24 protein-coding genes are annotated in these 23,660 nt (G+C 57.2%); 14 read left to right on the top strand and 10 right to left on the bottom strand.

Features of this window, described 5'->3' with window-relative positions:
- Positions 1 to 57 precede the first annotated feature (57 nt).
- Positions 58 to 1,122, top strand: a complete 1,065-nt coding sequence (gene trhO, locus B8P98_RS17905) for an oxygen-dependent tRNA uridine(34) hydroxylase TrhO (protein ID WP_025713919.1) — start codon at positions 58 to 60, stop codon at positions 1,120 to 1,122.
- Here trhO and B8P98_RS17900 read toward each other — a convergent pair.
- The 7 genes from B8P98_RS17900 to mdtH all read right to left on the bottom strand — a co-directional run bounded on the left by B8P98_RS17900 (position 1,108) and on the right by mdtH (position 6,471).
- Positions 1,108 to 1,221, bottom strand: a complete 114-nt coding sequence (locus B8P98_RS17900) for a DUF2770 family protein (protein ID WP_002898988.1) — start codon at positions 1,219 to 1,221, stop codon at positions 1,108 to 1,110. The two genes, trhO and B8P98_RS17900, sit on opposite strands and share 15 nt — an antisense overlap.
- Before the next feature lie 69 nt (positions 1,222 to 1,290).
- A complete protein-coding gene (gene solA / locus B8P98_RS17895) occupies positions 1,291 to 2,409 on the bottom strand; it encodes an N-methyl-L-tryptophan oxidase (protein ID WP_080897956.1) in 1,119 nt (372 codons plus the stop codon).
- Positions 2,410 to 2,535: 126 nt separating this feature from the next.
- Complete coding sequence (gene bssS / locus B8P98_RS17890) at positions 2,536 to 2,790, bottom strand: biofilm formation regulator BssS (RefSeq protein ID WP_002898992.1); 255 nt, start codon at positions 2,788 to 2,790, stop codon at positions 2,536 to 2,538.
- Positions 2,791 to 3,092: 302 nt separating this feature from the next.
- A complete protein-coding gene (dinI, locus tag B8P98_RS17880; protein ID WP_004140729.1) occupies positions 3,093 to 3,344 on the bottom strand; it encodes a DNA damage-inducible protein I in 252 nt (83 codons plus the stop codon).
- 72 nt (positions 3,345 to 3,416) lie between these two features.
- Positions 3,417 to 4,463, bottom strand: coding sequence for a dihydroorotase (pyrC, locus tag B8P98_RS17875; RefSeq protein ID WP_095033280.1), 1,047 nt, complete (start codon positions 4,461 to 4,463; stop codon positions 3,417 to 3,419).
- A gap of 125 nt (positions 4,464 to 4,588) precedes the next feature.
- Positions 4,589 to 5,149, bottom strand: a complete 561-nt coding sequence (locus B8P98_RS17870; protein ID WP_004150824.1) for a lipoprotein — start codon at positions 5,147 to 5,149, stop codon at positions 4,589 to 4,591.
- Between the two features lie 113 nt (positions 5,150 to 5,262).
- On the bottom strand, positions 5,263 to 6,471 hold the full coding sequence (mdtH, locus tag B8P98_RS17865; protein ID WP_095033279.1) for a multidrug efflux MFS transporter MdtH: 1,209 nt from the start codon (positions 6,469 to 6,471) through the stop codon (positions 5,263 to 5,265).
- Positions 6,472 to 6,699: 228 nt separating this feature from the next.
- Between mdtH and rimJ the strand changes: the two genes are divergently transcribed.
- From rimJ to murJ, 4 genes are all read left to right on the top strand, one after another.
- Positions 6,700 to 7,284: a ribosomal protein S5-alanine N-acetyltransferase gene (gene rimJ, locus B8P98_RS17860; protein WP_025713922.1), complete on the top strand. Its 585-nt coding sequence runs from the start codon at positions 6,700 to 6,702 to the stop codon at positions 7,282 to 7,284.
- A 9-nt stretch (positions 7,285 to 7,293) separates the two neighbouring features.
- Positions 7,294 to 7,947: a YceH family protein gene (locus B8P98_RS17855; protein WP_025713923.1), complete on the top strand. Its 654-nt coding sequence runs from the start codon at positions 7,294 to 7,296 to the stop codon at positions 7,945 to 7,947.
- A gap of 14 nt (positions 7,948 to 7,961) precedes the next feature.
- Entirely contained in the window at positions 7,962 to 8,873 is a 912-nt protein-coding gene (locus tag B8P98_RS17850) for a Gfo/Idh/MocA family protein (RefSeq protein ID WP_025713924.1), read from the top strand.
- A gap of 111 nt (positions 8,874 to 8,984) precedes the next feature.
- Positions 8,985 to 10,520: a murein biosynthesis integral membrane protein MurJ gene (murJ, locus tag B8P98_RS17845; protein WP_025713925.1), complete on the top strand. Its 1,536-nt coding sequence runs from the start codon at positions 8,985 to 8,987 to the stop codon at positions 10,518 to 10,520.
- Between the two features lie 53 nt (positions 10,521 to 10,573).
- On the opposite strand, the gene B8P98_RS17840 is transcribed toward murJ, so the two are convergent.
- Entirely contained in the window at positions 10,574 to 11,788 is a 1,215-nt protein-coding gene (locus B8P98_RS17840) for an MFS transporter (RefSeq protein ID WP_087805416.1), read from the bottom strand.
- Positions 11,789 to 11,804: 16 nt separating this feature from the next.
- Between B8P98_RS17840 and B8P98_RS17835 the strand changes: the two genes are divergently transcribed.
- Complete coding sequence (locus tag B8P98_RS17835) at positions 11,805 to 12,833, top strand: LysR family transcriptional regulator (RefSeq protein WP_165931816.1); 1,029 nt, start codon at positions 11,805 to 11,807, stop codon at positions 12,831 to 12,833.
- A gap of 38 nt (positions 12,834 to 12,871) precedes the next feature.
- Here B8P98_RS17835 and rne read toward each other — a convergent pair whose 3' ends face one another.
- Complete coding sequence (gene rne / locus B8P98_RS17830) at positions 12,872 to 16,087, bottom strand: ribonuclease E (RefSeq protein WP_080897955.1); 3,216 nt, start codon at positions 16,085 to 16,087, stop codon at positions 12,872 to 12,874.
- 699 nt (positions 16,088 to 16,786) lie between these two features.
- On the opposite strand from rne, the gene rluC reads away from it, so the two are divergent.
- A complete protein-coding gene (gene rluC, locus B8P98_RS17825; protein ID WP_012542245.1) occupies positions 16,787 to 17,740 on the top strand; it encodes a 23S rRNA pseudouridine(955/2504/2580) synthase RluC in 954 nt (317 codons plus the stop codon).
- 34 nt (positions 17,741 to 17,774) lie between these two features.
- On the opposite strand, the gene B8P98_RS17820 is transcribed toward rluC, so the two are convergent.
- Positions 17,775 to 18,359: a Maf family protein gene (locus B8P98_RS17820; protein ID WP_025712395.1), complete on the bottom strand. Its 585-nt coding sequence runs from the start codon at positions 18,357 to 18,359 to the stop codon at positions 17,775 to 17,777.
- 141 nt (positions 18,360 to 18,500) lie between these two features.
- Here B8P98_RS17820 and yceD point away from each other — a divergent pair, with 141 nt between their 5' ends.
- From yceD to acpP, 7 genes are all read left to right on the top strand, one after another.
- Positions 18,501 to 19,022, top strand: coding sequence for a 23S rRNA accumulation protein YceD (yceD, locus tag B8P98_RS17815; RefSeq protein ID WP_080924852.1), 522 nt, complete (start codon positions 18,501 to 18,503; stop codon positions 19,020 to 19,022).
- A 16-nt stretch (positions 19,023 to 19,038) separates the two neighbouring features.
- The gene (gene rpmF, locus B8P98_RS17810) at positions 19,039 to 19,212 is read left to right on the top strand and encodes a 50S ribosomal protein L32 (protein WP_000290724.1); all 174 of its coding nucleotides are present in this window, start codon (positions 19,039 to 19,041) and stop codon (positions 19,210 to 19,212) included.
- A gap of 203 nt (positions 19,213 to 19,415) precedes the next feature.
- Positions 19,416 to 20,513, top strand: coding sequence for a phosphate acyltransferase PlsX (plsX, locus tag B8P98_RS17805; RefSeq protein WP_201758029.1), 1,098 nt, complete (start codon positions 19,416 to 19,418; stop codon positions 20,511 to 20,513).
- 53 nt (positions 20,514 to 20,566) lie between these two features.
- A complete protein-coding gene (locus tag B8P98_RS17800; protein WP_025712392.1) occupies positions 20,567 to 21,520 on the top strand; it encodes a beta-ketoacyl-ACP synthase III in 954 nt (317 codons plus the stop codon).
- Between the two features lie 15 nt (positions 21,521 to 21,535).
- Positions 21,536 to 22,465 carry an ACP S-malonyltransferase gene (gene fabD / locus B8P98_RS17795; protein WP_025712391.1) on the top strand — a complete coding sequence of 310 codons (930 nt, stop codon included), beginning with the start codon at positions 21,536 to 21,538 and terminating at the stop codon, positions 22,463 to 22,465.
- 12 nt (positions 22,466 to 22,477) lie between these two features.
- Complete coding sequence (gene fabG, locus B8P98_RS17790; protein WP_025712390.1) at positions 22,478 to 23,212, top strand: 3-oxoacyl-ACP reductase FabG; 735 nt, start codon at positions 22,478 to 22,480, stop codon at positions 23,210 to 23,212.
- Positions 23,213 to 23,422: 210 nt separating this feature from the next.
- Positions 23,423 to 23,659: an acyl carrier protein gene (gene acpP / locus B8P98_RS17785; protein WP_000103754.1), complete on the top strand. Its 237-nt coding sequence runs from the start codon at positions 23,423 to 23,425 to the stop codon at positions 23,657 to 23,659.
- The last annotated feature ends 1 nt before the right edge of the window (position 23,660 follow it).

The raw sequence follows: 23,660 nt of genomic DNA, 5'->3' as shown, positions 1-23,660 counted from the left end.
CTTTGCTATATCATGCCCGCCGTTTATTTCCTCATTTCTATGTCGAGCAGGTACACCATGCCAGTGTTACACAACCGCATTTCAAATGAGACGTTAAAGGCGCAAATGCTGGCTGAGACCGAGCCGCGCACGACGATCTCGTTCTATAAATATTTCACCATCGTCGACCCGCAGGCGACCCGCGATGCCCTGTGGATTGGCTTAACGCAGTTGAAGGTTTTTGGCCGTATTTATCTGGCTCGGGAAGGTATTAACGCCCAGATTAGCGTGCCGGAAAGCAACGTTGAAGCGTTACGTGAATTTCTCTATGGCTTCGACCCGGCGCTGGCGGGGCTGCGTTTCAATATCGCCCTGGAGGACGATGGGAAATCTTTCTGGGTACTGCGCCTGAAAGTGCGTGACCGCATCGTCGCTGATGGCATCGACGATCCGTCCTTCGACGCCTCCAATGTGGGGGAATATCTGAAGGCGGCTGAAGTCAACGCGATGCTTGACGATCCGGACGCGGTGTTTATCGACATGCGCAACCACTATGAATATGAGGTGGGTCATTTCGAAAACGCGCTGGAGATCCCGGCAGACACCTTCCGCGACCAGCTGCCGAAAGCTGTTGACATGATGCAGGACCATAAAGACAAGAAAATTGTCATGTATTGCACCGGCGGAATTCGCTGTGAAAAAGCCAGCGCCTGGATGAAGCACAATGGTTTCAATAAGGTCTGGCACATCGAGGGTGGCATCATTGAGTACGCCCGCCGCGCCCGTGAACAAGGGCTGCCGGTCCGTTTCATTGGCAAAAACTTTGTCTTTGATGAGCGGATGGGCGAGCGGATCTCCGATGACGTCATCGCGCATTGTCATCAATGTGGCGCGCCCTGCGACACCCATACCAATTGTCTGAATGATGGCTGCCATCTGCTGTTTATTCAGTGCCCGAGCTGCGCTGAGAAGTTTGCCGGCTGCTGTAGTGAAGCCTGTATGGAAGAGCATAAGCTGCCGGAAGAGGAGCAGCGCCAGCTGCGCGCCGGACGCGAAAACGGCAATAAAATCTTTAACAAATCGCGTGGCCGACTGAACACCAAACTCGGGATCCCCGAGCCGGAGCCGTCAGAAAAACCATAACCAGACGAGATCGATGATCGCCAGCAGCAGCCAGAGCGCAAGGTAGATCATAAAGTGCTCGCGCACGTTGTTGACCAGCATATTAAACAGGCGACGCATAACCTTTCTCAATGACTAACGGCCTCGACAGAGGCCGTTTTTTCCCGGCGGCAAGTGTGCCGCATTCCATTATGCGCTAAAGCGCGCCAGCGAGAAAGGCGCCAGGTTAAAGGTCGACGCCTGTCCCTGGGCAAACTGACTGGCAATTTCCCCCAGCACCGGCGCAAACTTAAAGCCGTGACCGCTCAGTCCGGTGATTAGCAGTGTGTCAGGTCTGCCGGGGAGCGTATCGATGATAAAGTCCTCATCGACGGTATTGTCGTAGGTACAGGAGGCGCCGTGTAGGCAGCCGCCGATGCCCGGCAGGACGTTACGCAAAAACGGAAAGGATTCGGAACCATCGCTGGCGACGGCGCCAAACGCCACCCGCTCCTGCGGCGTGGAGACAGGCTGCCCGCCATTATGCTTACCGATCTTCAGCTCGTTATCTTCCGCCGGGAAACCGTAATATTGATCGCCGTTGGGCAGCTCGCCGGTAAATGCCGGGAAATGATTCTTGCTGCTGTAACGGCCATCGGCCTGGTACCAGGCGAAGACCTTGCGTACCGGCTGGATGGGCAGGTCCGGAAGCAGGCGGGTGACCCAGGTGCCGGCGCTGATCAGCAGTTTTTTACCATGATATTCACCGTCGAGGGTATCAATGGTGATGCCGTCCTCATGGTGATGAATGGCTGAGACTGGACAGTTGAACAACTGCGCGCAACCGGCTTCCCGAGCCAGACGGATCCAGGTTTCGACAGCCAGTTCGCTGCGCAGTACGCCTGATGCGGGTTCGAAAATTGCCCGATAGTCATCGGGAAGGCGTATCTCCGGCCAGCGCTGCATCACGGCCTGCGCATCCAGCTCTTCTACCTCAAGCTGGAAAGCTCGGGCACTGGCGGCGACGTTGGCGAGGAAAGCGGAACTGGCAGGGCCAAGGTTAATGACGCCGGTACGTTCGAAAACAGGTTCGCCACTGATCTCAGCCAGTTCATCCCATAGCTGCTGGGCACGCAGCACCAGCGGAACATATTTTTCACCTTCTCCATAGGCGTGACGGATAAGACGGCTGCTACCGTGATGGCTGCCTTCCTGATGTGGCGGTTGATGGGCATCGGTCATCAAAACATTGAGTCCGGCACGACGCGCATAATAGCCCGCAGCAGCACCGACAGAGCCACTGCCGATAATAATAAGATCGTATTGCATGGTGAGTTCCGGGTAATTGCCTTGTTAGCAGGGTAATTAACTCCCTGCGCTTATACAAGCCCGAAAATAATTCAGGCACCCGCAGGTGCCTGTTAAGATTATATTTAAGTCATTCCGTGCGCCGCGTTAATGCCTGCGGTACTCGTTTTCTTGGTATTCGCCAGATTCAATCTTCGCAATACCTGCTTCCAGGATTGAAATAAACTGACGTGCGACGTCCGTCGTTAGCCATAGCGTCTGGCCGATCTCAGCATCATTACTGTTTTCTTGAGTGGGGTTCTGGTAGTGCAGGCGCAACATCAGCGCATCGTAGCTATCAACGGTGCTGATGTCCCATCCAACGAGGGGATGGGTCTGAATGACTTCATTATTTTTTTCCATCATAACCCCTTATTCATATGTTAAAAGACAACAATTCTCGAGGTTTAATGCATATTTTTTGAAGCAAGTTAATTATATCAGGGATCAAGAATAAACTCGAGAAATTAAATGAAAGGCAGCATGATTTTCTTCTTTTGCCGCTTTTTTACTCAAGATAAGCGCGTAAAATGGCCACTTTAGTCGATATTGAGCAGAATAATCAGGACTATTCTGAACAGAAGAGGGGATAAAAAAAGCCGGGGCGACCCGGCAAAAAAAGCACAATGAGGGAGCAAACCAGAGTAACTGGATCCCGCCATGCTTCAGGAGAGATCGTGGACAAACCAGTCGTCCGCGCTTTCCCATGTTTCCTGCAGGATTTCGCTTATCCGGTCTTTGTCTTCTTTCAGGGCGCCAAACACCGAGAGCTGATTGCCGCTGGCGTAGCGGACGCTCACCTGGCTATCGATGGCCGGGAATTGCTCGGCGATACGGCGAGAGAGTTCGTTATTCAGCGCTTCCAGCGCGCCGTTAGGTAAGGCGGTCGTTTTGGCGATAGACACTTCAATGCGCATAATTGCCCCCTGCGTTCGATACTGGTTATTTATACAGTATCCGGTTAGCGTTGACAACAGGGGGCTGCGTTTTTATTTCTTCACGGTCCAGCGAACGGTTTCACCCGCCAGGAAGGGCACCAGGGTGTCATTAGGCAGGGCAATGCTGTCCACAACGGTCGTCTCTTCACGCACCAGTTCAACGTAGCTCTCATTGACCGGCAGACCGTAGAAGCGCGGGCCGTTCAGCGAGCAGAAAGCCTCAAAGTGCTGCAGAGCGTTCATTTCTTCAAACACGGTGGCGTAGCTGCCGAGGGCGGTCGGGGCGTTAAAGCAGCCGGCGCAGCCACAGCTGGCTTCCTTACGGTGGCGGGCGTGCGGTGCGGAGTCGGTGCCGAGGAAGGCGCGGCTGAAGCCGCTGGCGACCAGCTCCCGCAGAGCCTGCTGATGAATATTGCGTTTAAGTACCGGCAGACAGTACAGGTGAGGGCGAATGCCGCCCACCAGCATATGGTTGCGGTTGAACATCAGATGCTGCGGGGTGATGGTAGCAGCCAGCAGTTCATTACCGTCACGCACGTACTCGGCGGCGTCTTTGGTGGTGATATGTTCAAAAACCACTTTCAGGCCGGGCAGGCGCTGGCGCAGGGGCTCCATCACCGTCTCAATAAAGCGCGCTTCACGATCGAAAATATCAATCTCGGCGTGAGTGACTTCGCCGTGAACGAGCAACGGCATCCCCAGTTTTTCCATCCGCTCCAGCACTGGCATAATGGCGTCGGTGCTGGTGACGCCGTGGCTGGAGTTAGTGGTGGCATTGGCCGGGTAGAGCTTGGCGGCGGTGAAAACCCCTTCGTTAAAGCCGCGTTCCAGCTCCGCTGGGTCGAGGGAGTCTGTCAGATAGCAGGTCATCAGCGGGGTAAAATCATGCCCGGCCGGCACGGCGTCCATAATGCGCTGGCGGTAAGCGATAGCCGCCGCGACGGTGGTGACAGGCGGCACCAGATTCGGCATCACGATCGCCCGGCCATAAAACTCACAGGTATAAGGCACGACGGTTTTCAGCATATCGTCATCGCGCAGATGGATATGCCAGTCGTCTGGGCGGCGGATTTTCAATACCTGGGATTGTGCTGTCATGGAAGGCTCCGGCTAATAGGTTCAGTCATCAGGGCTGTTTTTTGCCGGGCACTAAGGATAAGCGTAAACGTTTTCCTTTGCACTCATTTCCGTAAAAAATTCAGGGCGCCGTAGCGCCCTGGAGATTAATTGGTAAAGGGGATGACAATCTCGCCTGGCTTCACCTCTATACCTTTGGCGTATTTCTTCGCCAGCGCTTCGCCGGTGCTGGCGTCCTCACGCAGGACATAAGCCGGCTGCTGGCTGAAGTAGCTGCGCAGAGACTGATTCAGGTAGGGGAGCAGGGCCTGAATAACCGACTGCAGTTTCTCCGGCGCCACTTTGGCATCGACCACTTCCATTTCCTGCAGGAAGATGGCGCCTTTCTCTCGGTCAAAGGTTGGCAGCGCTTTGAGCTTCAGATCGATCGTCGCTTTCTGCGTGCCGAACAGGGAGTTAAGATCGACGTTGGCGATCCCGCTCAGGGTGACTTTGCCCGGCTCCTCGCGCCCGATAGCGCTGGTCAGGTTCTGCAGTTCGATATGGGCGTCGGCAACGCCTTTCAGACCAATATCTTTGGCGAAATGGTTTCGCTTCTGCAGGGCCTGGTTAATCTCCTGCTCGCTTACCGTGTATTGGGTCAGCTGATTACAGCCGCTCAGCAGGCCGCTGACAATTAGCGCGGCGGCGATCAATATCTTTTTCATGGGGTTCCTCAAGCTCATACCTTCCTTCATCCTGACACAAAGCATCATGACCTGTCAGCACCCATCGCGCCAGCAGAATAGGCTGAAAGCAGGAGAAACCGCCGCCGCGCGCATCAGGTGCGCGGCTCCAGCATACCGGAGGCAGAGCGTTTCGGACTGAATTGCCACCATAGCGCCAGGAAGGTGATAACCCCGATGGCGCCGAGCATCAGCCACGGCAGTTCGGGCTGGCCGACGGCTTTCCCGGCATCAAACAGCCAGCCGCCGCCCGCGTAACCCAGCGCGCCGCCGAAGGCGAGCCCCAGACGGCTGAAACCCATATAGCTGCCACGCGCCCGGGCGTCCGCCAGCGAAGCGCCCAGCGTCTCGCGGGCGGGTTCGGCAATGATAGAGCCGATGTAAAACAGGCAAATCAGGGTAAACAGCTGCTGTAAACTGCTGGTCATCCCGATGGGGAGCATGGCCAGGGTCATCACCAGCAGACCGGCCATCAGCCGGTGCTCAAGGCGGAAGCGTTTTTCGCTCCAACGGGCAATAGGATAGAGCAGGGTGAGTGAAATGGTGGCTTCGATGGCGTACATCCACTTCACGGCGGTCGGCGAGCCGGCGATGTCATTCACCATGATCGGCAGCATCAGCATCACCTGCACCGCCAGCATATAATAACCCGTTAACGTCAGGACATAGGTGACGAAGCGCTTGTCCCGCAGCACCCGCCCCAGCCCTTCCCGCACCGGCGTTTTCACCGTAGACAGCTTCCATGCCGGTAGATACCAGGCATTAAACACCGCGCAGGCGATAAACAGCGCGGCGCCGGCGCTGCACACCAGACGGAAATCATATTGCAGCAGCCAGCTGCCCAACAGGGCGCCAATTACTGCCCCGGCGCTATCCTGCATCATCAGAATGGAGAAAAAGCGACCGCGCTGATGCGGGCGCACCAGCTTGACCACCAGGGCGGCTCGTGGCGGATCGAACAACGTGCCGCCCAGCCCGGACAAAATACAGGAGAGCCAGAGCACCCACGGCTCATGCGCGACGGCCATCGCCGCGAAGCCGCCAGCACGCATCAACATGCCAGTGACGATCATCGGTTTTGCGCCGAAGCGGTCGGCGATGGCGCCGCCAAAGATACCTAATCCCTGCTGCACCAGCTGGCGCAGGCCGAGCGCAATGCCGACCATCAGCGCCGCCCAGCCCATCTGATCGACAAAGCGGATGGATATCAGCGGAAAGACGACAAAAAAGCCCAGCACCACCAGCATGTTATCGACTAACAGGAAATATTTACCCAGGCTCCTTGCCTGCGAGACGCGGGACATTTCCCCTCCAGGGAAAAAGAGAGATAAGCGAAGATATTCTGCGGGCAATCTGCTGCTTTTCCCAGCGCCCTTGCGACAATATTTTTTTATCAAAATGCAAGTTCGATTGAGGCTAATCATCGAAAAGAGGAGATGGCGCAGAAAATGGTATGTTGCTGTTTTCACACCGCCGCGCAGGACAGGTATAGTGATGAAAGCAAGATTCAAGTCAGGGGGACTGAAGAGGAAATGTTTGGCTATCGCAGTAACGTGCCGAAGGTGCGTTTGACGACGGACCGGCTGGTGGTGCGCCTGGTTCACGATCGTGACGCCTGGCGTCTGGCCGATTATTACGCCGAGAATAAAGCGTTCTTAAAACCGTGGGAGCCGGTACGTGACGACAGCCACTGCTATCCTTCCGGATGGCAGGCGCGCCTGTCAATGATTGCCGAATTCCATAAGCAGGGTTCAGCATTCTATTTCGCGCTGCTCGATCCAGAAGAAAAAGAGATCGTCGGCGTGGCGAACTTCTCCAACGTGGTGCGCGGGTCATTTCATGCCTGCTATCTCGGCTACTCCATTGGCGAGAAGTGGCAGGGGCAGGGGCTGATGTTTGAAGCGCTGACCACGGCAATTCGCTATATGCAGCGCACGCAGCATATTCATCGCATCATGGCCAACTATATGCCGCATAATCAGCGCAGCGGCGCGCTGCTGGCGCGCTTGGGGTTCGAAAAGGAGGGTTACGCCAAAGATTATCTGCTGATTGACGGGCAGTGGCGTGACCATGTGTTAACGGCGTTAACGACGTCAGACTGGTCAGCAGGGCGCTAAGGAGAGAGGATGAAATATCAATTAACCGCGCATGAAGCGCGCGTCATTGGTTGTTTGCTGGAAAAGCAGGTCACCACGCCCGAACAGTATCCGCTGTCGGTGAACGCTGTGGTCACCGCCTGCAATCAGAAAAGCAACCGCGAACCGGTGATGTCCCTGAGCGAAGGTGAGGTCCAGTCGCTGCTGGATACCCTGGTGAAGCGCCACTATTTGCGTACGGTAAGCGGATTCGGCAATCGAGTGACCAAGTATGAGCAGCGTTTTTGCAACTCTGAATTTGGCGATCTGAAACTCAGCGCCGGCGAAGTAGCGGTGGTGACGACGCTACTGCTGCGCGGCGCCCAGACGCCGGGTGAACTCCGTAGCCGCGCGCAGCGGATGCATGAGTTCAGCGATATGGCGGAAGTGGAAAGCGTGCTGGAAGGGCTAGCGACGCGCGAGGATGGTCCTTTTGTTGCCCGCCTGCCACGGGAACCGGGGAAACGGGAAAGCCGTTATATGCATCTGTTTTGCGATGATATGGACACGCTGATCACCACGGTGGAAGCACTCGCGCCGCTGGAAGGTGATGACGATCTGCGTGCCCGGGTTGAAGCACTGGAAGGTGAGGTGGCGGAGTTAAAAGCGCGCCTCGACTCTCTGTTACACCATCTGGGAGATTAAATGTGGGCACCAAATTGCGCATCGGGGTGGTTGGCTTAGGCGGCATCGCGCAGAAAGCGTGGTTGCCGGTGCTGGGGGCGGCGGAAAACTGGACGCTGCAGGCGGCCTGGTCGCCGGGAAGAGAGAAGGCGCTGCGCGTCTGTGAAACCTGGCGCATCCCGTATGCCGATTCGCTGGATGCCCTGGCGGCGCAGTGCGATGCGGTTTTTGTTCATACTTCGACGGCTTCACATTATGAAGTAGTGAATCACTTGCTGAATGCCGGAGTTCATGTTTGTGTCGATAAACCGCTGGCGGACAAGCTAAGCGAGGCAGAGGCGCTGGTCGAGCTGGCGGCGCGGCGTCATCTGACGCTGATGGTCGGGTTCAATCGCCGCTTTGCGCCGCTTTATCGTGAGCTAAAGGGACGGCTGGGCGAGGCGGCGTCGCTGCGGATGGATAAGCACCGGAGTGATAGCGTGGGCAACGATTTGCGCTTTACGTTGCTCGATGACTATTTGCACGTAGTGGATACCGCGCTGTGGCTGGCCGACGGCCAGGCGCGCCTGCGCGGTGGCGCGTTGCAGATCACCCCTCAGGGCGAAATGCTCTATGCCGAACACCAGTTTAGTTCACCCAGGCTGCAGGTCACCACCAGTATGCATCGCCGCGCTGGCAGCCAGCGTGAGTGGGTGCAGGCGGTTACGGATGGCGGGTTATATGCGGTGAGCGAGATGCGCGAATGGCAGGAGGAGTGTGGTCATGGCGTGGTTCAGCGCCCGGTCGCCGGCTGGCAAACCACCCTTGAGCAGCGCGGCTTTGTCGGCTGCGCGCGCCATTTTATCGAATGCGTGCAAAATCAGACGGTTCCTGAAACCGCAGGCGAACAGGCGCTGTTAGCTCAGCGGGTGGTCGATAAACTCTGGCGCGACGCCATTAGTGAATAATCCGTTGTAACAACTGACAGTAGTAATTCATGTTGAACCCGGTAGACTATCGCCACTTTCCAGCGCCCGCATTTGCGGGCGTTTTACTCCAGGGTTTGGAATAACAGCGTAATGAACCTTTTAAAATCACTGGCGGCAGTCAGTTCGATGACCATGTTTTCGCGCGTGCTGGGCTTTGCCCGCGATGCGATTGTGGCGCGCATTTTTGGCGCCGGGATGGCGACCGATGCCTTTTTTGTCGCCTTCAAACTGCCTAATCTGTTGCGGCGTATTTTTGCCGAAGGCGCTTTCTCACAGGCATTTGTGCCAATCCTTGCCGAATATAAAAGCAAGCAGGGCGAAGATGCCACCCGGGTGTTTGTCTCTTACGTCTCCGGATTGTTGACCCTGGCCCTGGCGATCGTTACCGTTATCGGGATGCTGGCGGCTCCGTGGGTGATCACCATCACCGCCCCCGGGTTTGCCGATACCGCCGATAAATTTGCGCTGACCACCCAGCTGTTGCGCATTACCTTCCCCTATATTTTACTGATTTCCCTGGCCTCGCTGGTGGGGGCGATCCTCAATACCTGGAACCGTTTCTCGGTGCCGGCCTTTGCCCCGACGTTTCTTAACGTCAGCATGATTAGCTTCGCACTGTTTGCTGCGCCGTACTTCCATCCGCCGGTGCTGGCTCTGGCCTGGGCGGTGACGGTCGGCGGCGTGCTGCAGCTGGCCTACCAGCTGCCGCACCTGAAGAAAATTGGCATGCTGGTTCTGCCGCGCATTAATCTGAAAGATGCCGGCGCGATGCGGGTGGTGAAGCAGATGGGGCCGGCGATCCTTGGTGTGTCGGTAAGCCAGATCTCGCTTATCATCAATACCATCTTTGCCTCGTTCCTCGTGTCTGGTTCGGTGTCTTGGATGTACTATGCCGACCGTCTGATGGAGTTTCCATCCGGCGTGCTGGGGGTGGCGCTTGGCACCATCCTGTTGCCGTCGTTGTCGAAAAGCTTCGCCAGCGGTAACCATGACGAATATTGCCGCCTGATGGACTGGGGCCTGCGCCTTTGCTTCCTGCTGGCGCTGCCGAGCGCAGTGGCGCTGGGGATCCTCGCCAAACCGCTGACCGTGGCCCTGTTCCAGTATGGGAAATTCAGCGCCTTTGATGCGGCGATGACTCAGCGCGCGCTGGTGGCCTACTCCGTGGGGCTGATGGGGCTTATCGTAGTGAAAGTGCTGGCGCCGGGCTTCTATTCCCGTCAGGACATCAAAACGCCGGTCAAGATCGCCATTGTCACCCTGATTATGACCCAGGTGATGAACCTGGCGTTTATCGGCCCGCTCAAACACGCGGGCCTGTCGCTGTCCATCGGGCTGGCGGCTTGCCTGAATGCCGCGCTGCTCTACTGGCAACTGCGTAAACAGAAAATTTTCACCCCACAGCCCGGCTGGCTGACTTTCCTGCTGCGCCTGATTGCGGCGGTGGTGGTGATGGCCGCAGCGCTGCTGGGCGTCATGCATATCATGCCGGAATGGTCGCAGGGGACGATGCCGTTCCGTCTGATGCGCCTGCTGGTAGTGGTGGTCGCCGGCGTGGTGGCTTATTTCGCCACGCTGCTGGTGCTGGGCTTCCGCGTCAAAGAGTTTGCTCGCCGCACGGCGTAAGCGATTATGCGGGAAAAATTAAACCCGCGTCGCCTGAGGCGACGCGGGTTTAATTATGACGTGCTGCGTTCGGCAGCGACGATACGGGCATTCTCCAGCAGGCGGATCGCCAGGGCGATTGCCCCACTGACGACGGCCAGCGTGATTACCCCGTTCCAGCCGGCCAGCACGTACAGCTTGCTGCCCAGCACCGACCCCAGCGACATACCGATAAAGACCACGGTAAACAGCAGGGCGTTCAGACGTCCACGGGCCTGCGGCTCCAGGCCATAAACCAGGTTCTGATGCGCCACCAGGCTTGACTGCAGACCAAGGTCGAAGCCAATAGCCGACAGGGCAATCAGCGCCAGCTGGCCATGCAGAGGCAGCAGTGGCAGCATAAACATCAGGGCGAAGGAGAGGGTGACCAGCGCCGCGCCCATCTGAGTGACTTTACCTGCGCCAAACTTATCGGCCAGCCCACCAGCCAGCGGTGCGGCCAGCGCCCCGGCGGCCCCGGCGATGCCAAACCCCCCGGCCACCGCGCTTCCCATGTGATAATGTTCGGAAAGCATCACCGCCAGCGTCGACCAGAAAGCGCTAAAGGCGATGGAGAGCGCGCCCTGAGCCAGCGCAGCGCGGCGTAACGCCGGGTAACGGCGCCACAGATGCGCCATCGAGGCCATCAGCTGCGGATAACTTAGCGTCGAGTGAATGGCGAAACGCGGCAGGACCCGCCACATCACCAGGCCAATCAGTGCAACGCTGACTGCCGCTGCCTGATACATCACCCGCCAGCCGAATACGGCGCCCACCACGCCGCTGACCGTCCGTGAGAGCAGGATCCCCAGCAGCAGCCCGGTCATCACCGTGCCCACCATTTTTCCCTGCTTGCCCGCGGGGGCGAGGATCGCTGCCGCCGGGACGATATCCTGCGCCATGGTCGCCGCCATACCGATCAACAGACTGACAACCAGCAGGGAACTGAGCTGGCCGGTGAGGCTGCACAGGAGCAGCAGGATCGCCAGTAGCGCGCTTTTCACCAGAATCAGCCGGCGGCGGTCGTGGCGGTCACCGAGGGGAAGCAGGAACAGAATGCCGAGCGCGTAGCCGGCCTGCGTCAGGGTAGGGACCAGACCCATTCCTTCCACCGTCAGATGAAGGTTAGCGCCCATCAGCGGCAGCAGCGGTTGCGCGTAGTAAATCGAGGCGACGCTAAAGCCAGCGCCGAGCGCGAGAATGAAGATAATCCAGCCCGCGTCGCGGGTGGAAAGGGAAGTCGGTGTCATGATCAATACCTCTTAGATGCGATGGCGCTATTTTTCCCTGAATGCGGCTGGTGCGGTAGCCAGGCTGGTGGTAAAACGGTTATACGTAGCACGTATAGGCAAAAGAAAAATGAAAAGACAGGAGCGTATAGACCGCATTGAGCTGATGCGCACCTATATTCGTATTATAGAGGCCGGTTCACTCTCCGCCGCCGCGGGGCAGATGGATACCACCCAGGCGACCGTCAGCCGCCGTCTGCAGTCCCTTGAAAGTCTGCTGGGGGTGAAGCTTATCCTGCGTACCACCCATGCGATGAAGCTCACTGACGATGGTGAACGCTGTTATCGTCACGCCCGTCAGGTGGTGGATGCCTGGCTGGCGCTGGAGGATGACCTGCGTATTGCCGACGATCGGCCGGTGGGCGTGCTGCGGGTCCGGGCGCCCCACGCTTTTGGCCAGCAGCAACTGCTGGAACCGCTGGTGGCATTTCTGCAGCGTCATCCGCAGCTGTCGGTAGAGTGGATGCTGAACGATAATACCGTCGACTTTCTCAGCGATAATATCGACTGCGCCATCCGCGTGGGTGCGGAGGTGGATCCAGCCACGGTATCCGTGCTGTTGGCGGAAGTGCCGCGCTGCGTGGTGGCTTCCCCGGAACTGCTGGCGAAGTTCCCGCCCTTATCCACGCTGGATGATTTATCCGCTCTGCCGTGGATCGCCATCAACACCTTTTATCAGCATGAGGTGAGACTCCGGCATCAGAAAAGTGGGCAAATTGTCTCCACGGCGATAACGCCCTGTCTGAGCACTGACAGCCTGTACGTCGCGCGCAATACCGCGTTGGCAGGGCTGGGGGTGGCGATGGTGTCCAGCTGGGCGGTGACGGAGGATCTCGCCGCCGGAAGGTTGACAGAGCTATTCCCGCAGTGGCGCCCCGCCTCGCTACCGGTGCATCTGGTTTACCCCTGGGCGCGCTATTACCCAACCCGACTGCGTAAATTCCTCGATCTGATGCGGGAGATCATGCCGGACCTCGCCGGGATGCAGCCTCCGCAAAGCGCATAAAAAAAACCGGCCAGAGGCCGGTTTTTTATGGAGCACGCTTACTCGACGGGCTGTGGCCGGGTCGGTTCAGCGGTCGCGGTATGGGTCGCGCTATGACCACCGGCGGCGCCTTTACCGTCAAAGGCGAACGGCGGGCGCACCCAGCTGCTGTGGCGCGGCGCTTCCGGAACGTAGTCCGGCGCTGGCGCGCGGGTCATCGGCGCAGTGGCATGGCGATGACTCGCCACGACAACCGGCTGACTCACCGGGGCTTCGGCTTTTACCGGCTCGACAGGTGCTGTGTCGACGACCGGCGCTTCCACGACGGTTTTTGCCGCCGGCGCGATGACGTCGACTGGCGCTTCAACCACTGGCGCTTCAACTACCGGCGCCGTTTGCACCACTTCAGGTTCGACCGTTACCGGTTCGGCGTCGATCGTCACTGGCGCGATGGCCACAGGCTCTTCCACCACCGGGGCTTCGGTCACCGGCTCCTGCAGCGCTGGCTCGACGGCTGCTGGCTCGACAACGTCCGCAGTATCAACCACCACCGGTTCGGCGGCGACGACCGGCTCGACAACCACTGGCTCAGCGGTTACCGGCTCCATGGTGTTCGGTTCGACGGTCACTGGCGCAGCGGTAACGGTTTCAACGGCGGCAACCGGGGCCGCCACGGTTTCCGCGACGCTGGTGTCCTGAACCTCTTCCGGTTGCTGATCCTGCGGACGGACCACCGGGTAACGGATCCAGACTTTACCAGAAGCCATTTCCGGCGATGCACAGGCGACGGTCAGCGGCATCGGCGACTGCGTCGGATAGCGTTCGTCACGATAGCGACGACGACGCTGACCGCTTACGCGCAGATGACGCGGGGAGCGACGTGAACGACGCGGCATACCGTTAGCTTCACGGGATTCGCCATTTTCGTCGTGGTCAGCCACGTTTTCCACTACCGCTGGCAGTTCGGCTTTCACCGGCTCGCTGCGCGGAGCGACCACTTCAGCCACAACGGCTTCTGGCACGCTCTCGACAGCCTGTTCAGCAACGGCCGACTCAATGCGCACTTTCTGGGCCAGCTGGCGCGGTTTACGACGCGGCAGGGTCTGCACACGTTCTTCCTGCTCTGTCTCCTGCGCAACTGGCTCTTCGCGAGTTTGCGCTTTGGCTTCCTGCTGCGCCTGACGTTTGTCGTCATTGCGGCGGCGAGTGCGTTCGCGACGTGGCTGCTGTTCGTCACGGGATTTCGCTTTCTCGGCGTCGTCGCCTGCGGTCTGGCGAACGTCACGGGTTTCCACGTTCTGTGGCTGTTTTTCGCGACGGTTACGACGATTCTCTTCACGTGATTCGCGCGGCTCACGGCCTTCGTTATTCTCAGCCCGGGCGTCGCGGTTATCTCGATTATCGCGGTTGTCACGACGATCGTTGCGATCGCGGCGGTTGCTGGTACGCGGTTTACGGCGCTCCTGCTGACGCTCCGGTTTTTCTTCCGCTTTCTTTTCGACCTGAACTTCAGCCGGTTTGGTCTCTTCGGCGCCAGAGAAAATATTTTTCAGCGCGCTGAAGAAGCGAGAGAGCAATCCAGGCTGTGCCGGTGCGGCTGCCGCGACCGGTGCCGCTGCGGCGACAGGCGCGGCAGCAGGCTCTTCCGGCATCGGGGCCGGCGGCGCGTCAGGCATGACAAAGGCGGCCAGAGCAGGCTGTTCCGGACGTTTACGCTCTGCCGGTTCGTCTTCGCCAGGCAGCGCCATCTCTTCTTCATGCAGTTTCGGCAGCAGATAGCTCAGCGTTGAGGTTTCTTCACCTTTACGCACGCGCAGAACGGAGTAATGCGGCGTCTGCATTTCATCGTTTGGCACAATAATGACGCGTACATCGCCCTGACGGGATTCGATGGCGCTCACCGCGGCACGTTTTTCGTTCAGCAGATAAGAGGCGATCGGCACCGGCACGATGGCATGAACTTCTTTGGTGTTCTCTTTCAGCGCTTCTTCTTCAATCAGACGCAGAATAGAGAGCGACAGCGACTCGTTGTCACGCACGGTACCGGTACCGGAGCAGCGCGGGCAGACGTGATGGCTGGACTCGCCCAGCGATGGGCTCAGGCGCTGACGGGACATCTCCAGCAGACCAAAACGGGAGATATGGCTGATTTGAATGCGCGCGCGGTCCTGGCGAACGGCTTCACGCAGGCGGTTTTCCACCGCACGCTGATGGCGAACCGGCGTCATATCGATGAAGTCGATAACGATCAGGCCGCCGAGGTCGCGCAGACGCAGCTGGCGGGCAATCTCATCAGCCGCTTCAAGGTTGGTATTAAACGCCGTCTCTTCGATATCGCCGCCGCGGGTGGCGCGGGCGGAGTTGATATCGATCGCGGTCAGCGCTTCGGTGCTGTCGATAACGATAGACCCGCCGGACGGCAGGCGCACTTCACGCTGGAAGGCGGACTCAATTTGCGATTCAATCTGATAATGGCTGAACAGCGGGATTTCACCGGTGTACAGTTTGATTTTGCTGCTGAAATCCGGACGACCCAGCGCGGCGATATGCTGGCGGGCCAGCTCGAGCACTTTCGGGTTATCGATCAGGATTTCGCCGATGTCCTGGCGCAGATAGTCGCGGAAAGCACGAACAATGACGTTACTTTCCTGGTGGATCAGGAACGGGGCAGGGCGGCTTTCAGCGGCTTTCTGGATGGCTTCCCAGTGCTTCAGGCGGAAGCTCAGGTCCCACTGCAGCGCTTCGGCTGATTTGCCGACGCCTGCGGTGCGCACGATAAGCCCCATGCCGTCCGGCAGCTCAAGGCTCGCCAGCGCTTCTTTCAGTTCGGTGCGATCGTCACCCTCAATACGACGGGAAATTCCCCCGGCGCGCGGGTTGTTCGGCATCAGGACCAGATAGCTGCCTGCCAGGCTGATAAAGGTAGTGAGCGCCGCGCCTTTGTTGCCGCGTTCTTCTTTATCAATCTGCACGATAACTTCCTGACCTTCACGCAGGACGTCTTTAATATTAGGACGGCCATGCGCATTGTAATTGGCGGGGAAGTATTCGCGGGCGATTTCTTTGAGGGGGAGGAAACCATGACGCTCGGCGCCGTAATCGACAAACGCGGCTTCAAGGCTGGGTTCAATGCGGGTGATCTTGCCTTTGTAGATGTTCGCTTTTTTCTGTTCGTGCCCGGGGCTTTCGATATCCAGGTCGTACAGGCGCTGCCCATCAACAAGGGCGACGCGCAACTCTTCCTGCTGAGTTGCGTTGATTAACATTCTTTTCATCGTAACTTACTCATTATTCTTACATTGACGACTAAGCTGCGGGCAGAGTAATGCCTTTCCGGGGGAAAACCGATGGCCTCGTGTCTGGTTCACGTCGCCAACCTCACGGTTGTCGCGCGCTTAAGAGGCGCAGAGTGTCGGTCGCCTGTGTTTCAAACGGAAACACAGCGCAATTATTCAGGGGAACAGCCTGGGATGTATCACCAGAGAATATTCCATTTATACTCGTCGTCTTTCGCGTTGCAGGCGTGATGGCTTAACCTGCTCACCTCGATCTGAGGATCCAGATGAGCTCCCGGGAGTCCCGGAGTTGACGCCTTCCTGCGACTAGAAATCCATAGAGCCTGTACCGGTAAGGACTGCAACCCGCAGCCCGCTAACTGTCTGAAAGATCACAACGTCTTACGCCATTGCTGCGTGGGCGATCGGTCAGACAAAATTGGTCATTCCGCTAATGTCTTGTTCTAACAAGAGGCAATACGGAAAACGGTCTCATTATTCCATTGCTAACCTTGTTATAGCAAGTTGACTTTCACCTTTTATCACCCGGTTACTCACAGTTTTATCACCTGCCCATACAGATTGTTCTAATAACAAACAAAATGGCGGTCAGGTAAACCGTGAAAACAGGATAATGATAAATATAAGCATATAAAAATGAGTGGCGCTAATGCGTCCGGCTATTTAGAATCGCGCACCATGAAAACTGAGACCCCAACCGTAAAAATGGTTGCCATTGCTGCTGATGAAGCGGGGCAACGTATCGATAACTTTTTGCGTACCCAATTGAAAGGTGTACCGAAGAGCATGATTTATCGCATCCTGCGTAAAGGCGAGGTGCGGGTAAACAAAAAGCGCGTGAAGCCAGAGTATAAGCTGGAAGCAGGCGATGAAGTCCGTATCCCACCGGTGCGCGTGGCGGAGCGTGAAGAAGAGGCGGTATCGCCGCATCTGCAGAAAGTAGCGGCGCTCTCTGAGGTGATCCTCTATGAAGACGATCATATTCTGGTGCTCAACAAACCTTCCGGTACTGCGGTACACGGCGGCAGCGGCCTGAGCTTTGGCGTGATCGAAGGGCTGCGCGCGCTGCGCCCGGAGGCACGTTTCCTTGAACTGGTGCATCGGCTCGACCGGGATACCTCCGGTGTACTGCTGGTAGCGAAGAAGCGCTCAGCGCTGCGCTCGCTGCACGAGCAACTGCGCGATAAAGGTATGCAAAAAGACTACCTGGCGCTGGTGCGCGGCCAGTGGCAGTCGCATACCAAAGTGGTGCAGGCCCCGCTGTTGAAGAACATCCTGCAGAGTGGGGAGCGGATCGTCCGCGTCAGTCAGGAAGGCAAGCCGTCAGAGACGCGCTTTAAAGTGGAAGAGCGTTACGAATTCGCCACGCTGGTGCGCTGCAGTCCGGTCACCGGGCGGACGCATCAGATCCGCGTTCATACCCAGTATGCCGGCCATCCTATCGCTTTTGACGATCGCTATGGCGACCGCGAATTCGACAAGCAGCTCTCCGGTACCGGCTTAAACCGCCTGTTCCTGCACGCGGCGGCGCTGAAGTTTACCCACCCGGGAAGCGGGGAGGTGATGCGCGTTGAGGCGCCGCTGGATAACCAGTTGAAGCACTGCTTACAGGTGCTGCGCAAGAGCAAATAAGCACAACGGCGGATTAATTTCCGCCGTTTTAGATTTAGCGTAACAGCGGATTATTATTCTCGCGACGCAGCATCTGACACAACGCGATTAACGGTAAACCGACCAGAGTGTTCGGGTCGCGGCCTTCCAGTCTTTCGAACAACGTTATCCCTAACCCCTCGCTCTTGAAACTCCCGGCGCACTGCAGCGGGTTCTCTTTGCGCACATAGTGTTCAATCTCTTTATCGCTGAGATGGCGAAAGTGAACGTCAAAGGGCTCGCATTCGGTTTGCAGATGGCCGGTGGCGGAGTTGTACAGCGCCAGACCAGTGTAAAAAGTGACGATGGTCCCGCTGGCTTTTCTCAGCTGCTTACGGGCGTTTTCCTCGGTGTGCGGTTTGCCGGTGATCGCACCGTCTAATACGCAAACCTGATCGGATCCTATAATAAGGTGATGGGGATAGCGGGTGGCCAGACTTTGCGCTTTAGCCTGTGCCAGTCGGGCGACAAGCTGACGCGCGGATTCTTCCGGCAGCGGCGTTTCGTCAACGTCAGGCGCGGCACATTCAAATGGCAGACCCAGTTTTTCCAGCAGCATGCGCCGCCAGGGAGAGGTTGACGCCAGGATAAGTTCAGACATATTTTTTCATCCACATATAGCGCTTCGCAGAGCATCATCTTAAACTATGCGCCGCAATGTGTGCGAATAAATGGCAAAAGGCAACCTGAGGCTGCCTTTTTCTTTGACTCTATGACATTACAAAGTTAATATGCGCGCCCTATGCAAAAGGTAAAATTACCCCTGACTCTTGATCCGGTCCGCACGGCTCAAAAACGCCTTGATTACGAAGGCATCTATGCCGGCGATCAGGTTGAACGTGTAGCCGATTCTGTAGTCAGCGTGGACAGCGATGTGGAATGCAGCATGTCGTTCGCTATCGATAACCAGCGTCTCGCCGTCATCACTGGCGATGCAAAGGTGACGGTAACCCTCGAATGCCAGCGTTGCGGGAAACCGTTCACTCATCACGTCCACACCACGTATTGTTTTAGCCCCGTCAGAAATGACGAACAGGCCGAAGCACTACCGGAAGCGTATGAGCCGATTGAGGTTAACGAATTCGGTGAAATCGACCTGCAGGCAATGGTCGAGGATGAAATTATCCTCTCCCTGCCCGTAGTTCCGGTGCATGATTCTGAACACTGTGAAGTGTCCGACGCGGACATGGTCTTTGGCGAACTGCCTGAAGAGGCACAAAAACCAAACCCATTTGCCGTATTAGCCAGCTTAAAGCGTAAGTAATTGAGGAGTAAGGTCCATGGCCGTACAACAGAATAAACCAACCCGTTCCAAACGTGGCATGCGTCGTTCCCATGACGCGCTGACCGCAGTCACCAGCCTGTCTGTAGACAAAACTTCTGGTGAGAAACACCTGCGTCACCACATCACTGCCGACGGTTTCTACCGCGGTCGCAAGGTTATCGCTAAGTAATCACGCGATACTCGCAGGATTTCCCGTTGCAGGCCATGACGGGCGTGTGCGTCCCTGGAGATTCGGTTAATCCGGTCATCAGGGGCATCAATGCCCGAATTGTTGCGTCTGCAGCGTGAACATTCGCGGGTGCCAGCGTGATGAAGCTTAGTGAGGACTCCCCGGGTAACTGGGGAATCACCGAACCGGGCAGCGACGATACCTTGACACGTCTAACCCTGGCGTTAGATGTCATGGGGGGCGATTTTGGCCCATCCGTGACAGTGCCTGCAGCACTGCAGGCACTGAACTCTAATTCGCAACTCACACTTCTTTTAGTCGGCGATCCCGACGCCATCACGCCATTACTCGCCAAAGCTGACTTCGAACAACGTTCGCGTCTGCAGGTTATTCCTGCGCAGTCAGTTATTGCCAGTGATGCGCGACCCGCACAGGCTATCCGCAGTAGTCGCGGAAGCTCAATGCGCGTGGCGCTGGAGCTTGTGAAAGAAGGGCGGGCGCAAGCCTGCGTCAGCGCCGGTAACACCGGCGCGCTGATGGGCCTGGCGAAGCTGCTGCTCAAGCCGATAGAAGGTATTGAGCGTCCGGCGCTGGTGACGGTCCTGCCTCACCAGCAGAAGGGCAAAACCGTGGTGTTGGATCTCGGCGCCAACGTCGATTGCGACAGCACGATGTTGGTGCAGTTTGCCGTGATGGGCGCGGTGCTGGCGGAAGAAGTGCTCGGCATAGCCAGCCCCCGTGTCGCCTTGCTGAATATTGGCGAAGAAGAGATGAAAGGTCTCAGCAGCATTCGCGATGCTGCCGCAGTGCTCAAAACGCTGCCTTCCCTCAACTACATCGGCTATCTTGAAGCCAATGAATTGTTGACCGGAAAAACCGATGTGCTGGTTTGTGATGGATTCACGGGCAATGTCACATTAAAAACCATGGAAGGTGTTGTCAGAATGTTCCTTTCGCTGCTGAAATCTCAGGGAGAGGGCAAAAAACGGTCGTGGTGGCTGCTGTTACTAAAACGTTGGTTACAAAAAAGCCTGGCGAGGCGATTCAGTCACCTCAACCCCGACCAGTATAATGGCGCCTGTCTGTTAGGATTGCGCGGTTCCGTGATCAAGAGTCATGGTGCTGCCAATCAACGCGCCTTTAGCGTCGCGATAGAGCAGGCAGTGCAGGCGGTGCAGCGGCAAATTCCTCAACGGATCGCCGCGCGCCTGGAATCTTTATACCCAGCTGGTTTCGAGCTGCCGGAAAGCGACAGTGACCTGAACGCCCGACAGCAAAGCGGGACGAATGGCCACCATTGACGCCCGGCAAGTTGAACGAGGCGGGTATATCACCCAAGAGTGACTGAGCGTACATGTATACGAAGATTATTGGTACCGGCAGCTATCTGCCCGAGCAAGTGCGTACAAACGCCGACCTGGAAAATATGGTAGAGACCTCTGACGAGTGGATTGTCACCCGCACAGGTATCCGTGAGCGTCGTATTGCCGCAGCGCATGAAACAGTTGCTACGATGGGCTTTGAAGCCGCAAAGCAGGCGCTGGCGATGGCGGGCGTGTCCGCGGAGCAAATTGGTCTGATTATTGTTGCGACCACCTCCGGCACGCACGCGTTTCCGAGTTCGGCATGCCAGATCCAGTCAATGCTGGGCGTTAAAGGTTGCCCGGCGTTTGATGTCGCCGCCGCCTGTGCGGGTTTCACTTACGCGCTGAGCGTGGCCGATCAGTACGTGAAAAACGGCGCGGTTGATTATGCGTTGGTTGTCGGCGCCGATGTGCTGGCGCGTACCTGCGATCCAAGCGATCGCGGCACGATTATTATTTTCGGCGACGGCGCGGGTGCAGTGGTGCTGGGCGCCTCCGAAGAGCCGGGAATTATTTCAACGCATCTGCATGCCGACGGCAGCTATGGCGAACTGCTGACCCTGCCGAACGCCGATCGCGTCGAACCGGAAAATCCGATCTATCTGACGATGGCCGGCAACGAAGTGTTCAAAGTGGCGGTCACCGAGCTGGCGCACATTGTTGATGAGACGCTGGCGGCGAATAATCTTGAGCGTTCGGCGCTGGACTGGCTGGTACCGCATCAGGCAAACCTGCGGATCATCAGTGCGACAGCGAAAAAACTGGGCATGTCGATGGATAACGTCGTCGTGACGCTTGACCGTCACGGTAACACCTCCGCGGCGTCAGTTCCTTGCGCGCTGGATGAGGCCGTTCGCGATGGCCGTATTCAACGTGGTCAACTGATTCTGCTGGAAGCCTTTGGTGGTGGTTTCACCTGGGGTTCCGCGCTGGTTCGTTTTTAGTATAAGGATTTAAACATGACGCAATTTGCTTTTGTGTTCCCGGGACAGGGTTCTCAGGCCGTAGGTATGCTGGCCGATATGGCGGCGACCTGGCCGGTGATTGAAGAGACCTTCGGTGAAGCTTCCGCAGCGTTGGGTTACGATCTGTGGGCGCTGGTTCAGCAGGGGCCGGCAGAAGAGCTGAATAAAACCTGGCAGACCCAGCCGGCGCTGCTGACCGCCTCTGTGGCGCTGTATCGTGTCTGGCAGCAGCAGGGCGGCAAAGCGCCGGCGCTGCTGGCGGGGCACAGCCTCGGCGAATACTCCGCGCTGGTTTGCGCAGGCGTTATCGATTTCGCTGATGCCGTTCGCCTGGTTGAACTGCGCGGGAAATTCATGCAGGAGGCCGTACCGGAAGGTACCGGCGCCATGTCCGCGATTATCGGTCTGGACGACGCTTCTATCGCCAAAGCCTGTGAAGAGTCTGCCGAAGGGCAGGTCGTTTCTCCGGTGAACTACAATTCGCCTGGCCAGGTGGTTATCGCCGGGCACAAAGAGGCCGTTGAACGTGCGGGTGCTGCCTGTAAAGCCGCTGGTGCCAAGCGCGCACTGCCGCTGCCGGTGAGCGTGCCGTCCCACTGCGCGCTGATGAAGCCAGCCGCAGAAAAACTGGCGGTAGAGCTGCAGAAAATCACCTTCAACGCGCCGACGATTCCTGTCGTGAATAACGTCGACGTGAAGTGCGAAACCGCGCCCGACGCCATTCGCGACGCGCTGGTGCGCCAGCTGTACAGCCCGGTTCAATGGACTAAAACCGTTGAGTTGATGGCTGCCGAGGGCGTAACGCACCTGTATGAGGTTGGCCCGGGTAAAGTCCTCACCGGCCTGACCAAACGTATTGTTGACACCCTGACCGCTTCCGCGCTTAACGAGCCGGCGGCGATGTCTGCGGCGCTTGAGCAATAAAAGAGGAAAACCATGAGTTTTGAAGGAAAAATCGCGCTGGTTACCGGTGCAAGCCGCGGTATTGGCCGTGCAATCGCTGAAACGCTCGCCGCCCGCGGCGCGAAAGTTATCGGTACTGCGACCAGCGAAAGCGGCGCGCAGGCCATCAGCGACTATTTAGGCGCCAACGGTAAAGGTCTGATGTTGAATGTGACCGACCCGGCATCTATTGAATCTGTTCTGGAAAATGTTCGCGCAGAGTTTGGCGAAGTTGATATCCTGGTGAATAATGCCGGGATCACTCGTGACAACCTGTTAATGCGCATGAAAGATGACGAGTGGAACGATATTATCGAAACCAACCTGTCATCGGTTTTCCGTCTGTCAAAAGCGGTAATGCGCGCTATGATGAAAAAGCGTCATGGACGTATTATCACTATCGGTTCTGTGGTTGGTACCATGGGAAATGCGGGTCAGGCTAACTACGCTGCGGCGAAAGCGGGTCTGATCGGCTTCAGTAAATCACTGGCACGTGAAGTTGCGTCCCGCGGTATTACTGTAAACGTTGTTGCTCCGGGCTTTATTGAAACGGACATGACGCGTGCGCTGACCGATGAGCAGCGTGCGGGTACGCTGGCGGCAGTTCCTGCGGGGCGCCTTGGCACCCCAAATGAAATCGCCAGCGCGGTTGCATTTTTAGCCTCTGACGAAGCAAGTTACATCACTGGTGAAACGCTGCACGTTAACGGCGGAATGTACATGGTCTGACCGAGATTTGTGCAAAACGTTCAGGAACCGCGCACCTCGCACGGTTTCATGTGCGGTTTTGTGCGAAAAGATTTGCGTTCTTAGGGCAAACGGCCTCAAAATAGCGCAAAATCGTGGTAAGACCTGCCGGGATTTAGTTGCAAATTTTTCAACATTTTATACACTACGAAAACCATCGCGAAAGCGAGTTTTGATAGGAAATTTAAGAGTATGAGCACTATCGAAGAACGCGTTAAGAAAATTATCGGCGAGCAGCTGGGCGTTAAGCAGGAAGAAGTTACCAACAATGCTTCCTTCGTTGAAGACCTGGGCGCTGATTCTCTTGACACCGTTGAGCTGGTAATGGCTCTGGAAGAAGAGTTTGATACTGAGATTCCGGACGAAGAAGCTGAGAAAATCACCACCGTTCAGGCTGCCATTGATTACATCAACGGCCACCAGGCGTAAG

It is taken from the genome of Klebsiella quasivariicola (assembly GCF_002269255.1).
Classification (GTDB): Bacteria; Pseudomonadota; Gammaproteobacteria; order Enterobacterales; family Enterobacteriaceae; genus Klebsiella; species Klebsiella quasivariicola.
Note: the sequence above shows the minus strand (reverse complement) of the source record. Positions and strands in the feature narration are given on the sequence as shown.

Excerpts from the sequence above, each read along its gene's own strand:
- pyrC (WP_095033280.1), bottom strand. The coding sequence starts at position 4,463 with ATGACAGCACAATCCCAGGTATTGAAAATCCGCCGCCCAGACGACTGG.
- B8P98_RS17900 (WP_002898988.1), bottom strand. The coding sequence starts at position 1,221 with ATGCGTCGCCTGTTTAATATGCTGGTCAACAACGTGCGCGAGCACTTT.
- acpP (WP_000103754.1), top strand. The coding sequence starts at position 23,423 with ATGAGCACTATCGAAGAACGCGTTAAGAAAATTATCGGCGAGCAGCTG.
- fabG (WP_025712390.1), top strand. The coding sequence starts at position 22,478 with ATGAGTTTTGAAGGAAAAATCGCGCTGGTTACCGGTGCAAGCCGCGGT.
- yceD (WP_080924852.1), top strand. The coding sequence starts at position 18,501 with ATGCAAAAGGTAAAATTACCCCTGACTCTTGATCCGGTCCGCACGGCT.
- B8P98_RS17820 (WP_025712395.1), bottom strand. The coding sequence starts at position 18,359 with ATGTCTGAACTTATCCTGGCGTCAACCTCTCCCTGGCGGCGCATGCTG.
- rluC (WP_012542245.1), top strand. The coding sequence starts at position 16,787 with ATGAAAACTGAGACCCCAACCGTAAAAATGGTTGCCATTGCTGCTGAT.
- fabD (WP_025712391.1), top strand. The coding sequence starts at position 21,536 with ATGACGCAATTTGCTTTTGTGTTCCCGGGACAGGGTTCTCAGGCCGTA.
- bssS (WP_002898992.1), bottom strand. The coding sequence starts at position 2,790 with ATGGAAAAAAATAATGAAGTCATTCAGACCCATCCCCTCGTTGGATGG.
- solA (WP_080897956.1), bottom strand. The coding sequence starts at position 2,409 with ATGCAATACGATCTTATTATTATCGGCAGTGGCTCTGTCGGTGCTGCT.
- B8P98_RS17800 (WP_025712392.1), top strand. The coding sequence starts at position 20,567 with ATGTATACGAAGATTATTGGTACCGGCAGCTATCTGCCCGAGCAAGTG.
- B8P98_RS17870 (WP_004150824.1), bottom strand. The coding sequence starts at position 5,149 with ATGAAAAAGATATTGATCGCCGCCGCGCTAATTGTCAGCGGCCTGCTG.
- trhO (WP_025713919.1), top strand. The coding sequence starts at position 58 with ATGCCAGTGTTACACAACCGCATTTCAAATGAGACGTTAAAGGCGCAA.
- rne (WP_080897955.1), bottom strand. The coding sequence starts at position 16,087 with ATGAAAAGAATGTTAATCAACGCAACTCAGCAGGAAGAGTTGCGCGTC.
- rimJ (WP_025713922.1), top strand. The coding sequence starts at position 6,700 with ATGTTTGGCTATCGCAGTAACGTGCCGAAGGTGCGTTTGACGACGGAC.
- B8P98_RS17840 (WP_087805416.1), bottom strand. The coding sequence starts at position 11,788 with ATGACACCGACTTCCCTTTCCACCCGCGACGCGGGCTGGATTATCTTC.
- B8P98_RS17835 (WP_165931816.1), top strand. The coding sequence starts at position 11,805 with ATGCGATGGCGCTATTTTTCCCTGAATGCGGCTGGTGCGGTAGCCAGG.
- dinI (WP_004140729.1), bottom strand. The coding sequence starts at position 3,344 with ATGCGCATTGAAGTGTCTATCGCCAAAACGACCGCCTTACCTAACGGC.
- B8P98_RS17855 (WP_025713923.1), top strand. The coding sequence starts at position 7,294 with ATGAAATATCAATTAACCGCGCATGAAGCGCGCGTCATTGGTTGTTTG.
- rpmF (WP_000290724.1), top strand. The coding sequence starts at position 19,039 with ATGGCCGTACAACAGAATAAACCAACCCGTTCCAAACGTGGCATGCGT.
- mdtH (WP_095033279.1), bottom strand. The coding sequence starts at position 6,471 with ATGTCCCGCGTCTCGCAGGCAAGGAGCCTGGGTAAATATTTCCTGTTA.
- murJ (WP_025713925.1), top strand. The coding sequence starts at position 8,985 with ATGAACCTTTTAAAATCACTGGCGGCAGTCAGTTCGATGACCATGTTT.